At 34.9% G+C, this 14,661-nt stretch carries 18 protein-coding genes; 1 reads left to right on the forward strand and 17 read right to left on the reverse strand.

From position 1 onward, the window contains the following. Positions 1-141 precede the first annotated feature (141 nt). The 17 genes from AC57AW_RS15085 to AC57AW_RS15165 form a co-directional block, all read right to left on the reverse strand. Positions 142-411, reverse strand: a complete 270-nt coding sequence (locus tag AC57AW_RS15085; RefSeq protein WP_496352547.1) for a hypothetical protein — start codon at positions 409-411, stop codon at positions 142-144. Positions 412-549: 138 nt separating this feature from the next. Then, complete coding sequence (locus AC57AW_RS15090) at positions 550-1,695, reverse strand: class I SAM-dependent methyltransferase (protein WP_496352548.1); 1,146 nt, start codon at positions 1,693-1,695, stop codon at positions 550-552. 217 nt (positions 1,696-1,912) lie between these two features. Next, positions 1,913-2,296 (reverse strand): GxxExxY protein, encoded by a 384-nt coding sequence (locus AC57AW_RS15095; RefSeq protein WP_496352549.1) that lies wholly within the window; start codon positions 2,294-2,296, stop codon positions 1,913-1,915. A 66-nt stretch (positions 2,297-2,362) separates the two neighbouring features. Further along, positions 2,363-2,803, reverse strand: coding sequence for a DinB family protein (locus AC57AW_RS15100; RefSeq protein ID WP_496352550.1), 441 nt, complete (start codon positions 2,801-2,803; stop codon positions 2,363-2,365). A 9-nt stretch (positions 2,804-2,812) separates the two neighbouring features. After that, positions 2,813-3,262 carry a hypothetical protein gene (locus AC57AW_RS15105; protein ID WP_496352551.1) on the reverse strand — a complete coding sequence of 150 codons (450 nt, stop codon included), beginning with the start codon at positions 3,260-3,262 and terminating at the stop codon, positions 2,813-2,815. 13 nt (positions 3,263-3,275) lie between these two features. Beyond that, the gene (locus tag AC57AW_RS15110) at positions 3,276-4,439 is read right to left on the reverse strand and encodes a methylmalonyl-CoA mutase family protein (RefSeq protein WP_496352552.1); all 1,164 of its coding nucleotides are present in this window, start codon (positions 4,437-4,439) and stop codon (positions 3,276-3,278) included. Positions 4,440-4,544: 105 nt separating this feature from the next. Further along, positions 4,545-4,901, reverse strand: a complete 357-nt coding sequence (locus AC57AW_RS15115; RefSeq protein ID WP_318845578.1) for an FtsB family cell division protein — start codon at positions 4,899-4,901, stop codon at positions 4,545-4,547. A gap of 5 nt (positions 4,902-4,906) precedes the next feature. Then, on the reverse strand, positions 4,907-5,521 hold the full coding sequence (gene udk / locus AC57AW_RS15120) for a uridine kinase (RefSeq protein ID WP_045497309.1): 615 nt from the start codon (positions 5,519-5,521) through the stop codon (positions 4,907-4,909). A gap of 209 nt (positions 5,522-5,730) precedes the next feature. Further along, positions 5,731-6,036 (reverse strand): ATP-dependent Clp protease adaptor ClpS, encoded by a 306-nt coding sequence (locus AC57AW_RS15125; protein WP_318845577.1) that lies wholly within the window; start codon positions 6,034-6,036, stop codon positions 5,731-5,733. A gap of 10 nt (positions 6,037-6,046) precedes the next feature. Next, positions 6,047-7,405 carry a hemolysin family protein gene (locus AC57AW_RS15130; protein WP_318845576.1) on the reverse strand — a complete coding sequence of 453 codons (1,359 nt, stop codon included), beginning with the start codon at positions 7,403-7,405 and terminating at the stop codon, positions 6,047-6,049. Between the two features lie 269 nt (positions 7,406-7,674). Beyond that, positions 7,675-8,538 (reverse strand): ATP synthase F1 subunit gamma, encoded by an 864-nt coding sequence (gene atpG, locus AC57AW_RS15135; protein WP_496352553.1) that lies wholly within the window; start codon positions 8,536-8,538, stop codon positions 7,675-7,677. Between the two features lie 86 nt (positions 8,539-8,624). Next, entirely contained in the window at positions 8,625-10,202 is a 1,578-nt protein-coding gene (gene atpA, locus AC57AW_RS15140) for a F0F1 ATP synthase subunit alpha (protein WP_318845574.1), read from the reverse strand. Positions 10,203-10,218: 16 nt separating this feature from the next. After that, positions 10,219-10,758, reverse strand: a complete 540-nt coding sequence (atpH, locus tag AC57AW_RS15145; RefSeq protein WP_105682137.1) for an ATP synthase F1 subunit delta — start codon at positions 10,756-10,758, stop codon at positions 10,219-10,221. A gap of 2 nt (positions 10,759-10,760) precedes the next feature. Continuing rightward, entirely contained in the window at positions 10,761-11,258 is a 498-nt protein-coding gene (locus AC57AW_RS15150) for a F0F1 ATP synthase subunit B (protein WP_077416951.1), read from the reverse strand. A gap of 82 nt (positions 11,259-11,340) precedes the next feature. Beyond that, positions 11,341-11,535, reverse strand: coding sequence for an ATP synthase F0 subunit C (gene atpE / locus AC57AW_RS15155; RefSeq protein WP_002979108.1), 195 nt, complete (start codon positions 11,533-11,535; stop codon positions 11,341-11,343). Positions 11,536-11,582: 47 nt separating this feature from the next. Next, the gene (gene atpB / locus AC57AW_RS15160; RefSeq protein WP_496352554.1) at positions 11,583-12,680 is read right to left on the reverse strand and encodes a F0F1 ATP synthase subunit A; all 1,098 of its coding nucleotides are present in this window, start codon (positions 12,678-12,680) and stop codon (positions 11,583-11,585) included. A 59-nt stretch (positions 12,681-12,739) separates the two neighbouring features. Then, positions 12,740-13,111, reverse strand: a complete 372-nt coding sequence (locus tag AC57AW_RS15165; RefSeq protein WP_318845572.1) for a hypothetical protein — start codon at positions 13,109-13,111, stop codon at positions 12,740-12,742. A gap of 157 nt (positions 13,112-13,268) precedes the next feature. On the opposite strand from AC57AW_RS15165, the gene ffh reads away from it, so the two are divergent. After that, on the forward strand, positions 13,269-14,627 hold the full coding sequence (gene ffh / locus AC57AW_RS15170) for a signal recognition particle protein (RefSeq protein ID WP_318845571.1): 1,359 nt from the start codon (positions 13,269-13,271) through the stop codon (positions 14,625-14,627). Positions 14,628-14,661 lie beyond the last annotated feature (34 nt).

Raw genomic sequence — 14,661 nt, forward strand, 5'->3', positions numbered from 1 at the left:
GTTAAAATTAAAAAAAATGCATGGCAGGGACAAACAAAAAGGCAGGATTTTCCAAACCTTATGTTAATGAGCCTTATAGCTATCTTTTTTAATAAAAAATGCCCTGCAAAAACAGGGCACTTGTATATTTTGTACTTCTAATTAGTGTTCAGCTTTTGGAGCCTTTTCAGCTTCAGCAGGTTTTGCAGCAGCAGTACTGTCTGTTTTAGGAGCTGCAGCTTCCGGTTTTGCAGCAACTTCTTCCTTATGCTCTGCAGCAGCTGCATGTGCGTGTCCTTCTCCCTGTTCAGCATCAGAATATCTGTCTACTCCTTCTTCCAGTTTCAAAGTCCCTTTGTTTCCACCAGCTGGTACTTTTTTACAACTTACCGCTACTGTTGCAATCGCTAAACATATAACTAATTTTTTCATATGTAAAATTATTTTTTTTAAGATCATATGAAACCGCACTATTTTAGCCTATTCTGATGTATCCAAACAGCGGGCGATTTCATGTTTAAATTTTTGATTGCCCAAAAGTAAGAAATCCTGCTTTTTTCGGCAACATTTTTATACTGATTTTAATATTATTTTCCCTTTTTTGGATTGTGTAAAAATAAGATAATGATCTCCCCCATCTTTCAACCCATACTTTTTCTTGATTTCTTCGGGTTTTAAGGGGTAGTTTTTTGAAATGATATTAAACTGTTCTTTTTTCTTAATATTTTTAGAATCAACAGATTCCATCTCTAAAATTCTCCCGGGAAAGTCTTCATTCTTTTCATTGGAGGTATAAAAATGACTGTTAGGATGCAGCTTTTTCAATCCGAATTTTTGTGAAATCAAATTAAAGACTCCCGCTTTTAAAATAGAGTTATTCGGGATGTAAATGTATTTTTCAGGCTCAGAATATTCAGATTCCGCATTTTCTTCTTCTCCAAATTTGAAGGTAAAGGCAGATTCTCCACTCTCAAGGTTCACACAGCTGCACATAATCTCATCTGTATTTTCATTGGATAGAAAGATAACAACTTCTTTTACATCATTTCTCAGCGCAATGATCTCTATCCTTGAAATACCTGAAAGTACTGACACAAGATATTTAAGATCAATGAGCGGAGAGAGTTTAATGACTACCTGATCGGAAATAGACCGTAATTTTCCTTGAATTTCGAGAATATCGGGAGACAAGTCTTCTAAAAGAAAGACTTTATTTTTTTGCTGATCTCTTCTGGCAGGATCAAGGTAAATAACATCAAAATGTTCCTGATTTTCAGTTAGAAAATCTTCAAGTTTAAGATTAATAAATCTCGCCTTGCGCCCTAAGGTATTCCAGTTGTGCTCAACAATTTCTAAAAGCTCTGTATTCTGCTCTACCAAAGTAACATGATCAAAGTTTTGAGACAGATAATAGGCATCAATACCAAAACCGCTCGTGAGGTCAATAAATGTATTTCCCTTCAAGATTTTGGATTTATAAAGGGCAGTTTTTTCTGATGATGACTGCTCCAGATTAAGTTGTGGTGGAAAAATGACCCCTTCTTTCAAGAGAAAAGGAAATTTTCTTTCAGCAACCTGTTTTCCTTTGATCTGCTGTACAATTTCCTGCATAGAAACATCCGGAAAGGGAGATTTCTTCAACAGTAATGTGTGCAGATCTGCATTCAGATTTGCATTGATATAGTTTTGAATGTCTTTGTTTATTAATTTAACCACAGATAACACGGATTTTCACAGATGTTTATGTTTATTGTTGAATTCTATTCAGTTCTATTTTAAACCACAGATGACACAGATTTTCACAGATGTTTATGTTTTATTTTTTTCCATATTCCAATGCAGATATATTGTTAGTAGTTTTATTATTAACTATTAGAAAAATACTTGCAATCATCTGTGAAAATCTGTGTCATCCGTGGTCAATTTTAGAATACTAATCTAAATTTCCTCTTATTTTCCGAAAAATACTTTTGCTAATATAATCAGTATTAAAGTTAACCAAAATTCCTAGTTTCAATCCTGTTAACTTTAGATAGGTTAATACCTGTTGATGATGAATATTTGCTATTTCCGTTACGGCTTTCACTTCTATGATAATTTTATCTTCAACAATTATATCTGCAATAAAGCTTGAATCAATAGTAATATCCCTGAATTTAATCTTCATTGGAACTTGGGTTCTCACTTTTAAACCATTACTCTCCAGTTCGTAAGCCAAAACTTTCTCATAAACTTTTTCTAAAAGCCCTGGTCCAAGCTCATTATACACAGAAAAAATAGATTTTCTGATATAAAAACTTATCTCATTTTCTTTCATAACATTTGTGTTTTGTGTTTCATAAATCTACACAAAATCTTATTTGAAAATGATCACGTAATCAAATTATCTTTTGTAAAAAATATAATCCGTCAATATAGGAGTTATACCGTTTTGCTTAAGTAGAGAATTGATTTGCCCTCTATGATAGGTAGAATGATTAACTGCATGAAAAAGCATTTCAAAAATACTGTTTTCAAACTTTGTTCCTCTTGAATTCTGATATTCTATCCTTTTATCCAAATCAAGATTACTGATAATGTCAATGCTTTTAAGAAAATTCTTATGATTAATCTCTATAAGGGATTCAAAAGGATTGATCTGCCAGACTTCAAAAGTTATTTCTCCTAGTATTCTGGCATTCCAAATCTGTTGTGCATTAAGGGTATGATTCATCAGACTGATGGTTTTATCGTCGACAAGTTCTCTGTTTTCAGAAATAACTTTAATCATCTCAAGGTTGAAATGATTGGTGTACTCAAATAAATCAATCAGTTTTTCTTTCATTACCAGGAATTATAAACTTGATTCTTTATGCATTGTCATTACATTTGGGGACGTGGGATCTATATCGGCCGGATTTTTATTTTCAAAGTCGAGGAACAACAAAAATTCATTTTCATTAATAAATTTAATAAGTCCGCCTAAAAATTTACTTTCTTCAAGTTTATTATTAAAATCATTGTATGAAGCAATTAAGCTGAATTTAATAATGTTTTTTGAAAAGTCAGCCGTATATTTTACATGTCCTATTTTACCTTTATTGGGACCGTTAGGTATTTCATAGTTTCTTCCGTCAACATTCAATCCGTTGAACTCAACTTTTGCATAACCATCGGGAAAAAAGGTAAATGATCCATAACTTCCAGCATCAGTTCCGCCCCATTTTCCATACAGATCCTTTTCTGTTTGTGAAAAGCATAAGCCGAAAAACAGCAAAAAGATAAGTAAGATACTTTTTTTCACAGTATAATTAGTTTTACTCAAACATTTCAGCCCAACGAACGGCTTTTATTTCTTTTTCGTTGTAAAGATCTCCAATAGACTTTTTAACGTCTAATTTAGGGTATAAATTCACTCCAATCAGCTTTATTTTCCCTTCTTTAATCCATTGCTGTTCTTCAACCGCATGATCATAGATCTTTTTCTGAACAACGCCTTGTTTTAACAATTCAAGGTAACCTCCTGCTTCTTCAATTTCAACAAATAATGCCCATGATTTTTCTGCAAACTGCTTTGTAATATCTTCAATATAATAACTTCCGTTGGAAGCGTCTTCAAATACATTGATGATACTTTCGTAAGCCAGAACAATCTGCTGTTTGAAAGAAATCTCTTCTGAATTATCAGTACTCCTGCTTACCAGATAATTATTGGTAAAAACAGCATCTGCTCCACCAATCATTGCTGAAGCAAGCTCTAGTGTAGAGCGGATAAGGTTGTTTTCATTGTCAGAAACGGCTTTATTTCTCAGTGAAGTCTCTGCAAAGATGTATGGAACTTCATCCATCCCATATTCCTTGGAAAGCTGGTTGAAAACGATTTTAAAGGCTCTCAGCTTTGCCATTTCAAAGAAATAATTTCCTCCTACTGCTATTCTGAAGATGAGTTTATTTAAAATTTCGGCACCATAGACCTCTATCAATTCCTTAGCTTTTGCCAGTGCAATACCAAGCTGTTGATAAATAGCTGCTCCTGCATTCTGGTGCAGTGAAATATCGACACAAATACTTCTTTTAAAGTCTTTTGCTAGTAATTCTTTTGCCAGCTGGTCGTCTATACTTCCTTCTTTTTCATTAAAAATATCAATCAATGAAAAATACTGGTCTTCTTCTTTAGGACTGATGTGTCCTGCAAGTTCTTTGTTGTTGACAAAAATAGTTTTCTGATCAAGATTTTCTACATTATGATCAAGGACAAATGCAAATACTTCTTCTTCTAAACTTTCATGGTATCTTGCTACCAAATGGGTACTTTCTTCAACTCTGGGCAGATTTACCAAAGGTTTCTGAACTTCTGTGTAAAAAGGCTTCACCTCTATTCCTTCCAAATTCGGCTTTTCTAAAACAGGGTAAATATCCTCTGTTTTAAGCTGTTTTTTGACTAAATTTTCCCAGTTTGAAAATATATCTGTATTTGACATTAGTTTTTTTATTTGTGAATGGTCAATGGTGAATTCTGCTTCGCAAGTGAATTTTTAAAAACTAAAAATTCCTTTCATCATTAACGTCATTCTATTCAACTTTTATTACTTTTTAGCAACTTTTGTGCTGTCTACCACCAAAATGAAGATCTCTTCATTCGGTTTTTTCATAAAATAATTTTCTCTTGCGTATTTTTCTTTCTCTGACTTGTTGTTCATCAGTTTTTTATAAAAAGCATCATTTTTTTCGTATTCTTTTTTGTAAAAGTCTAGCTGCTCTTCATATTTTTTGATCTCACCATTCAGTTCGTTAATTACAAGAAATGAAGTTTTATCGAAAAAAACCATCCATACCAAAAACATACAGATCGTAATGGTATACTTATTCAAAACATATTTCTGTATAAGTTTGAATGTTTCAGATTTCGGCTGAATGTCTTTGATAAGATTGTTTTCTTCCATTTTTTTTAATGTTTTTTCAACGAGTTTTTAATAACGGTAGTTAAAAAATCAATCGCTACGGAATTCTGCTTCATATTTGGGATAATAAGATCGGCATCATTTTTAGACGGCTCTATGAATTCCTGGTGCATTGGTTTCAATGTAGTCTGATAACGGTGTAATACCTCGCTCAGATCTCTTCCTCTTTCCTGAGTATCTCTCCTGATCCTCCTGATCAGCCTTTCGTCAGAATCTGCGTGAACGAATACCTTCAAATCAAATTCTTTCAGTAATTCTTTGTTGGTAAGAACCAGAATTCCTTCTACTACCAATACATTTTTAGGTTCTACAGTGACATGATCTCCTGTTCTGGAATGAGTGACAAAGCTGTAAATGGGCTGTTCAATAGGCTCATTATTCTTTAAAGCTTTCACATGTTTTATTAATAATTCAAAATCTATCGACTTGGGATGGTCATAATTCAGAGCTTCTCTTTCCGTCAATGTAAGACCTTGGTTGTCGTGATAATAATTATCCTGAGAAAGGATATTCATTCCCTCAATATCAAGCTGCTGAAGTATCTTGTCAACAACTGTAGTTTTGCCGGATCCTGTACCACCGGCAATTCCTATTACAAGCATTATTTTTTTGTTTCTTTATAGTTGGTACAAATATACTCTTTTAGATAAAATATGACAATGTAAGAGTATTGAGAAATTAAAAGATTAAAGCATTTAAAAATTAAAAGATCCTGTGGAAGCCTGCCAGTCTTTGCTATTTATTGTTATTCCTGAACTTTCCTCTTCGGATTTAATAAAAAAACCGGCAATAAATTTGCCGGTTTTTTATTTTATACAATTTCGCTTGTTAATTCACGCGAAATTAATTTTTCATGCATAGGTTTCAAAACATCCATTGAGCCTGTTTTTACGGTACATTTGCCCTTGTAGTGAACAAGGATTGTACATTGCTCAGCCTGTTCCAGGGTATGTTTGCATATTTCGATCAGGCAGTCTATTACGTAATCAAATGTATGAGTATCGTCATTATGCAGTACCAGTTTGTAGACTTCATCCGTATCATCCATAACGAGGACTTCTTCCTCATACTGGCGTTTTGGGTCTTCGTAATCTTTTATGCTGTTATAAAAATTCATCCTAACTGTTTTAAACTTCTCCAATTTTATCTGCCAAATGATCTATAGCATTGGGTTCCTGATAGACCAGCTCTACAAGTTCCACACTCTTATTATTCATTTTCAGAATTTTGAACTGATAGTCCTCTAGTTCAAACTCCTGATTTTCTTCCGGAATGTCTTCCAGCTCATAAAGAATAAATCCAGCTAATGAATTGTACTCACTTTCTTCTGAAAGCGGAAGTCTTTTAGGCAGGAATTCATTGATCTCATCCAAAGGCTGTGTAGCCTGCACCCAATAGGTATTGTCTGAAATTTTATCAACTATTTTTTCTTCATCATCTTCTTCATCCTGAATTTCCCCTACCAATTCTTCCAGAATATCTTCTAATGTGATAATTCCTTCAGTTCCACCAAATTCATCAATAACGATAGCGATATGCTGCTTTTTAAGCTGGAATGTTTTCAGTAAGTCTGATACTTTTTTACTTTCTACTACAAAAAAGGCATCACGCATTAAATCTTTAAGGTCTTCATGATCCAGATTTCCTTTTCTTTTAACAAATTCTCTGATGATTTCTTTTGTATAAAAAATCCCGATAATATTGTCAATGGAGTCAATATATACAGGAATACGGGAATACCCGCTATCCATAATCTTATTGATAATATCATTCACATCTTCTTCAAAATCGATAGAAGTAATATTTTGCCTTGGAACCATGATCTGTTTAGCAGAATGATCTGTAAAATCAAATGCATTTTTGATGATCTCATAGTTTTCTTCTTCAATCTCTCCGCTGTCTGCACTTTGTTTTACCAAAAGCTGAAGTTCTTCAGTAGAGTGAATTTCCTGCTCGGAAGCCGGGTGAATTTTAACCAATCTAAGGAAACCATTTGACATTGAGTTCATCAACCAGATAAATGGTTTAAAAACTGTATAAAAAACCCTCAGCGGAACGGCAGTTGCCATTGTAGTTGCTTCAGATTTTCTGATGGCAATTGATTTTGGGATAAGCTCACCAAATACGATGTGCATAATAGTGATTAACACAAAACTTGTCACTACTGAAATTGTAGTAATCGTTGTCTGAGTCAAGTCTATATTCAATGAGTGGAAAGTATTTTCAACTACATGATGCAGGGCACTTTCTCCTACCCAACCAAGGGCAAGGGATGCCAAAGTAATTCCTAATTGTGTAGCGGAAAGATATTCATCAAGATGTTTGATGATATGTTCTGCCTGTTTAGCCATAGAATTGCCTTCTGCGGCTTTTAACTGAATCTGTGAGTAACGAACTTTAACAATTGAAAATTCTGCGGCTACGAAGAAGCCATTTAGTAAAACAAGAAATAAGGCCAGCAAAAGCCTGACTATGTCCGAGTCCATTTAGAGGTTGTATAAATTTTATTAGGTACAAAGATATGTAAAATAAAAATAACCTGAATCCGGGATAGATAATTTTGATTGAGGATTTTTTTTAAGAAAAAATGAAGTGATAGGATATCGTAATTTCCCAATAAAAAAAATAAGTGAAGGATACATTCATTTCTCAGCAAAAGAAAGGCTTTTTGGGTAGTAAATAACATTATCAGCCTTATATCAACAAAAAAGCACCGAAAATTTCGGTGCTTTTGAATGTATCTTAAAGTAATTCTTTATGAATTTTTCAAAGCTTCTGCTCCGGAAACAATTTCCAAAATTTCATTGGTAATTGCAGCCTGTCTTGCTTTGTTGTAGAAGATCTTCAGATCATTTCTCAACGCTTCTGCGTTATCTGTAGCTTTGTGCATTGCAGTCATTCTCGCTCCGTGCTCAGATGCTACTGAATCCAGAATTGATTTGAAAACCTGAGTTTTGATCGATTTTGGAATCAAATTATCCAGGATCTCAGCTCTGTTAGGTTCAAAAATATAATCTGTTTCAACCTGTGGTTCAGTATTTTCAGGCATTGAAATCGGAAGAAGTTTTTCTGTAGTTACTTCCTGAGTTGCTGCATTCACGAATTTGTTATAAATAACATATACTTCGTCAAATTTCCCTTCTCTGAAACTTGTCATTACACCTTCAGTGATATGAGCAACTGCATCAAAGTTAAGGTTATCATAAACAGAGCTTCCGTTAGCATATACAGAACGGTTTCTTCTTACAGCATCATATACTTTTTTACCTACCGGCAGAACTTCAATCTCGTATTGAGAGTTGTTCTGGAACTGAAGGTTAAGCTCTTTTACGATAGAAGAGTTAAAAGCTCCTGCAAGACCTCTGTTTGAAGTAACAGCGATCAATAGTATTCTTTTAACCTCTCTTTTCTGAGCATATACAGAAATCTGATCAGGATCTGAGCTAGAATTTACATTCTGGATAAGCTCCTGTAATTTTTCAGAATAAGGTCTTAACATTACGATTGCATCCTGTGCTTTTTTAAGTTTCGCTGCCGAAACCATTTTCATAGCACGTGTAATCTGCATCGTAGATGAAATTGACGTAATTCTGCCTCGTATTTCTTTTAAGTTTGCCATATTGGGTTTAGTTGTTGGTTGTCGGTTGTTGGCTGCTAGTTTTAGATATTTCTGTCAACTATCAACCAACAATCATCAACTAATTTTTAGTTATATTTAGAAGCTAAATCGTTAGCTGCCTGCTTAAGAACTGCTGTAATATCGTTATCGATTTTACCTGCTTTAATAGCTGCCATCGTATCAGGGTGCTTAGATCTTAGGAATTCGATGTACTCATGTTGGAATTCTTTGATCTTTCTGATAGGAACGTTTCTCATTAAGTTTTCTGTTCCAGCATATACGATTGCTACCTGACTGTCTACAGGAAGTGGTGCATTTACCGGCTGCTTAAGGATCTCTACGTTTCTTTCTCCTTTAGAAATAACTGCTAAAGTAGAAGCATCAAGGTCAGAACCAAACTTAGCAAACGCTTCAAGTTCTTTATATTGAGCCTGGTCTAACTTCAATGTACCAGAAACTTTTTTCATTGATTTGATCTGAGCATTACCTCCTACTCTCGATACAGAGATCCCTACGTTGATCGCAGGACGAACCCCTGAGTTGAATAGATCAGACTCCAAGAAGATCTGTCCGTCTGTAATAGAGATTACGTTGGTAGGAATATATGCAGAAACGTCACCAGCCTGAGTTTCGATAATTGGAAGTGCCGTTAATGAACCTCCTCCTTTTACGATTGGTCTTAAAGACTCAGGTAAATCATTCATCTGGCTAGCAATATTGTCATCAGCGATAACTTTTGCAGCTCTTTCCAATAATCTTGAGTGAAGATAGAAAACGTCTCCAGGATAAGCTTCACGGCCCGGTGGTCTTCTCAATAGTAGAGAAAGCTCACGGTAAGCAACAGCTTGTTTAGATAAATCATCATAAACGATCAAAGCTGGTCTACCAGTGTCTCTGAAGAACTCACCGATAGAAGCTCCTGCCATTGCAGAATATACCTGCATTGGAACTGGATCTGATGCATTAGCCGCAACGATTACAGTATATGCTAAAGCTCCTTTATCAGAAAGTGTTTTAACGATTTGTGCTACTGTAGAAGCTTTCTGACCAATTGCAACATATATACAATATACAGGATTACCTGCATCAAAAAATTCTCTTTGGTTAATGATCGTATCAATTGCAACAGTAGTTTTACCTGTTTGTCTGTCACCAATGATAAGCTCTCTCTGTCCTCTTCCTACAGGAATCATCGCATCAATTGCAACGATACCTGACTGTAAAGGTTCAGTTACCGGCTGTCTGAAGATAACTCCAGGAGCTTTTCTTTCTAATGGCATTTCGTATAAATCCCCAGTAATAGGACCTTTACCATCGATAGGGTTACCAAGAGTATCTACTACTCTTCCTAACATACCTTCTCCTACTTTGATAGAAGAGATTCTGTTTGTTCTTCTTACTGTATCACCTTCTTTTACTAATTTACTTTCACCAAGTAAAGCAACACCTACGTTGTCTTCTTCAAGGTTAAGTACAATACCTTCTACATCACTAGAAAATTTCACCAACTCTCCGTATTGTACGTTTTCTAACCCGTATACACGAGCAATACCATCACCGATGGTTAAAACTGTACCTACTTCCTCAACGTTGGATTGAGTATCGAAGTTGGCCAATTGCTGTTTTAAGATCGCAGATACTTCTGCCGGATTTATTTCTGCCATTGTATGGTTGTTTTTCTTAATTTAATTGGAAATCTTTTTTAACTTGGTTCAATTTTGTCTTCACAGACGCGTCTACCTGCTGGTCACCTACTCTTAGAACATATCCTCCAAGAATTTCAGGTTTCACATTTACTTTCAGATCAAAGTTTGAATCAGCGTTTACAAGATTTGTAGATCTTAAAATCTGATCAAGGTTCTCTTTTGAAAGAGGAGTTGCTGTAGTAAGTGTTACTCTCTGTACACCGCTAAGGTCTTCTACTTTATTGATGAATTCCTGAGCGATATTTTTCAATTGGGTTTCACGTCCGTGCTTAATCACCAATCTGATCAGATTTTGAGAAGAGACAGATAAACCTTTGAAAATTTCGTTTGCTACTTCTATTTTCTTTTTAGAATCGATATAAGGAGTCATGAAGAATTTATTTAAGTCCGCAGACTCTTTCATGATCTTTACTACATCTTTCATTTCAGAAAATACAGTAGCCGTTTGACCTGACTCATTTGTGAAATCAAGTAAACCTTGTGCGTATCTTTTAGCTACTTTAGATGTAAGCATTCTTAGTTAAGGTTTGATTTGTTTAAATAATTTTGAACTAATTCGTTTTGAGCTTCGCTGTTGTCTAATTTTTGTTTCAAGATAGACTCAGCAATGTTCACAGATAAAGTACCAATTTGAGTTTTGATATCTGCCATAGCAGCATTTTTCTCAGCATTGATAGTCTGTTTAGCAGCTTCGATCATTCTGTCTCCTTCCGTTTTAGCAACATCTTTAGCTTCCCCTACGATTCTGTCTTTAATTTCTCTAGCTTCTTTAAGGATAGCATCTCTTTCTATTTTAGCTTCACGAATGATTCTTTCGTTATCCTCTTTTAAAGTTTCCATTTCTTTTCTAGCTAATTTAGCTTGATTAAGAGCGTCAACGATAGATGTTTCTCTGTCATTGATAGACGTTAAAATAGGTTTCCAAGCGAATTTACCTAACAAAAATAATAATGCTAGAAAAATAACAGACTGGATAATAAATAATCCTGACGAAAACTGATGAATTAATTCCATTATATAAATGTATAAATAATTATTACTTTTTTAAAGAACCATTACCTGTAACCAACCGTCACAGATAATGGTCTGATTTTAATTAGTTTACTGCGAATAGAGCAGCAAATGCAACACCTTCTACAAGTGCAGCTGCGATAAGCATCGCAGTTTGGATTTTTCCAGATTGCTCAGGTTGTCTAGCGATAGCTTCAAGAGCAGCAGCTCCGATTTTACCAAGACCGATACCTACACCTAGTACTACGATACCAGCACCTACAATTTTAGGGATTTCCATAATATATAATTTTAAAAAATTTGTTTTACTTTAATTTACAATTTCAATTAGTGAGCAGCATGATGTTCGTGCTCGTGCTCCTGTACAGCCATTCCGATAAACAAAGCGGATAACATCGTGAAGATATAAGCCTGTAAGAATGCTACTAAAACTTCCAGTAAATAAATTACCAATGTAAGGAACGGGAATGCAACACCTGCAATAACATTCTTAAACACATAGATCAACCCGATCAAACTCATTACTACGATGTGACCTGCAGTCATGTTGGCAAAAAGACGGATCATCAATGCGAATGGCTTCGTGATTGTTCCTAATAATTCGATAGGAAGCATAATCAGTTTCATTGGAACTGGTACTCCCGGCATCCAGAAGATGTGTTTCCAGTAATCTTTGTTAGCTGAGAATGTTGTAATCAAATACGTAAGGATTGCAAGGAAGAATGTCATTGTAATATTACCTGTAACATTGATTCCGAAAGGCATTAATCCTAAAACGTTAAGGAAAAGAATAAAGAAGAATACAGTTAATAAATAACCCATAAATCTCTTATACTTATGCCCGATGTTTGGAATAGCAACTTCATCTCTTACAAAAACGATTAGCGGCTCTAAAAATCTTGCTGCACCTGTAGGAACAACTGATTTTTTATAAGATCTAGCCATTCCTCCGAATAAAACTAACATAAAGATTGATACTAATAAAATCATCAGCACACTCTTTGTAATAGAAAGATCTAAAGGCTTTACGTTTGTTGGGTGACCGTGATCATCAAGAGTTATAGTTCCAGCAGCATCAGTCTTATAGATTTTCTCATGGTGTAATACATAGTAAGCTCCATCTACTTCAGTAGGCTCTCCATGCATAAACCCTTCTTTGTTACTCATGAAAGAGTGAAAACCGTTGTCATATACAATAACAGGAAGAGGGAAACCGATGTGGTGACCGTCTTTATCAACCATCAATGTGAAATCATGTGCATCCAACAAGTGATGATCGATGAACTCTTTGTTTTCTTTGCTCACTTTATCTTTCTCTGAAAGCTCTTGAGCAGGAGCTGCCCCAGCAGTAGCCTCGCCGTGCTGTGCAGACACTAAGTTTAATACAAAAATACTGTAGAATAAAACTGCGAATTTCTTAAACATTGATAGGTTTTTTTCGTTGTGCAAAAATATGATATTTTTTCTAGTTTCAATAAATTATTTTACTGTTTTTTATCATGATTAATCAGCTTGATGGCATAGTATGTAAGTAGTGCTGTCAGGATAAAATAAGGTATAATGAAATGAAATTTATAGCCTGGAATCACTTCAAAGTTCAGTTTTTTTCTGATTAAGTACATCAAACCGAATTTTAAAAGAATCAAACCAATGACAGACAATCCTAAAAATTCCGGCACCACTCTATTGATTAAGATAATCATAGTGATCATCATCATAAACATGACACTTAGAAAAAGATAAAATTTAATGATCACGATCTCATCCAGGTGAAAAACAAATTTCCAAAGAGAAAAATGCACCAGGAACGTCAGAAAGAATAAAATGACAACAAGAATATTGGGATTGATTTTCATTCTAAATTTTAATTGACCGCAAAAATAGACTTTTTCTATCGTATTATGATAAGATTTGATATATATCATTTTTTCTTATCTATATAATATTACGTCCCGAACACTTTAGATATGCTAAAAATTCCTTATTTTTGCAAACCTATAATTTACAATCAATATGTTTAATAGTTTACAGGATAAATTAGACAAGGCATTACATAATATTTCCGGTAGAGGAAAAATTACCGAAATCAATGTAGCGGAAACCGTAAAGGAGATCCGTAGAGCATTGGTAGATGCCGACGTTAACTATAAAGTTGCAAAAGATCTTACTAAAAGAGTTCAGGATAAAGCATTAGGAGAGAACGTTCTTACTTCCCTTACTCCTGGACAGCTGATGACGAAAATCGTTCATGATGAATTGGTAGACCTGATGGGAGGTTCTCAGGAGGGAATCAATCTTTCAGGAAAGCCTTCAGTAATCCTTATTGCAGGTCTTCAGGGTTCTGGTAAGACTACATTCTCAGGAAAGCTTGCTAATTATTTACAAACAAAAAGAAATAAAAAACCTCTATTGGTAGCTTGTGACGTTTACCGTCCTGCTGCAATTGACCAGCTAAAAGTTTTGGGTGGACAAATCGGGGTTCCTGTTTTCACAGAAGAAGGTTCTACAAATCCTTCTACGATTGCTGAAAACGCAATTAGTTTTGCAAAATCAAACGGTCATGATGTTGTGATTGTGGATACAGCAGGTCGTTTGGCAATTGATGAGCAGATGATGAACGAAATTAAATCTGTTCATTACTTCATTAAGCCGGATGAAACGTTATTCGTTGTTGACTCAATGACAGGTCAGGATGCTGTGAATACGGCTAAAGCATTCAATGATGCTTTGAACTTTGATGGGGTTGTTTTAACAAAATTAGATGGTGATACCCGTGGTGGAGCAGCTTTAACGATTCGTTCTGTTGTTGAAAAACCAATCAAATTCATCTCTACAGGAGAAAAAATGGAAGCTTTAGATCTTTTCTACCCGGAAAGGATGGCAGACAGAATCCTGGGAATGGGAGACGTTGTTTCCTTAGTAGAAAGAGCTCAGGAGCAGTTTGACGAAGAAGAAGCTAAAAAACTTCACAAAAAAATCGCTAAAAACGAATTCGGTTTTGATGATTTCCTAAAGCAGATCAACCAGATCAAGAAGATGGGTAACATGAAAGACTTGATGGGAATGATTCCCGGCGTTGGAAAAGCGATCAAAGATGTAGAAATCAGTGATGATGCATTCAAGCACATTGAAGCGATTATCTACTCTATGACTCCTGAAGAAAGAAGAAGACCTTCTATCATCAATACGCAGAGAAAAGGAAGAATTGCTAAAGGTGCCGGAAGAAAAGTAGAAGATGTGAATCAACTGATGAAACAATTCGATCAAATGGGTAAAATGATGAAGATGATGCAGGGGCCTCAAGGAAAGCAGATGATGCAGATGATGAGCAAAATGCCAAATATGCCTGGAATGGGCGGAATGGGAAAATAAAAAAGACAAAATCATTCATAAAAAAACTCTCAGA

This window comes from Chryseobacterium sp. BGA-UO-ETr-SB22 (genome assembly GCF_059567885.1).

Coding starts and splice junctions, on each gene's coding strand:
- AC57AW_RS15150 (WP_077416951.1), bottom strand. CDS start 11,258: ATGGAATTAATTCATCAGTTTTCGTCAGGATTATTTATTATCCAGTCT.
- atpA (WP_318845574.1), bottom strand. CDS start 10,202: ATGGCAGAAATAAATCCGGCAGAAGTATCTGCGATCTTAAAACAGCAA.
- AC57AW_RS15115 (WP_318845578.1), bottom strand. CDS start 4,901: ATGGAAGAAAACAATCTTATCAAAGACATTCAGCCGAAATCTGAAACA.
- atpG (WP_496352553.1), bottom strand. CDS start 8,538: ATGGCAAACTTAAAAGAAATACGAGGCAGAATTACGTCAATTTCATCT.
- atpH (WP_105682137.1), bottom strand. CDS start 10,758: ATGCTTACATCTAAAGTAGCTAAAAGATACGCACAAGGTTTACTTGAT.
- atpB (WP_496352554.1), bottom strand. CDS start 12,680: ATGTTTAAGAAATTCGCAGTTTTATTCTACAGTATTTTTGTATTAAAC.
- ffh (WP_318845571.1), top strand. CDS start 13,269: ATGTTTAATAGTTTACAGGATAAATTAGACAAGGCATTACATAATATT.
- AC57AW_RS15095 (WP_496352549.1), bottom strand. CDS start 2,296: ATGAAAGAAAATGAGATAAGTTTTTATATCAGAAAATCTATTTTTTCT.
- AC57AW_RS15110 (WP_496352552.1), bottom strand. CDS start 4,439: ATGTCAAATACAGATATATTTTCAAACTGGGAAAATTTAGTCAAAAAA.
- AC57AW_RS15085 (WP_496352547.1), bottom strand. CDS start 411: ATGAAAAAATTAGTTATATGTTTAGCGATTGCAACAGTAGCGGTAAGT.
- AC57AW_RS15125 (WP_318845577.1), bottom strand. CDS start 6,036: ATGAATTTTTATAACAGCATAAAAGATTACGAAGACCCAAAACGCCAG.
- atpE (WP_002979108.1), bottom strand. CDS start 11,535: ATGGAAATCCCTAAAATTGTAGGTGCTGGTATCGTAGTACTAGGTGTA.
- AC57AW_RS15130 (WP_318845576.1), bottom strand. CDS start 7,405: ATGGACTCGGACATAGTCAGGCTTTTGCTGGCCTTATTTCTTGTTTTA.
- AC57AW_RS15100 (WP_496352550.1), bottom strand. CDS start 2,803: ATGAAAGAAAAACTGATTGATTTATTTGAGTACACCAATCATTTCAAC.
- AC57AW_RS15165 (WP_318845572.1), bottom strand. CDS start 13,111: ATGAAAATCAATCCCAATATTCTTGTTGTCATTTTATTCTTTCTGACG.
- udk (WP_045497309.1), bottom strand. CDS start 5,521: ATGCTTGTAATAGGAATTGCCGGTGGTACAGGATCCGGCAAAACTACA.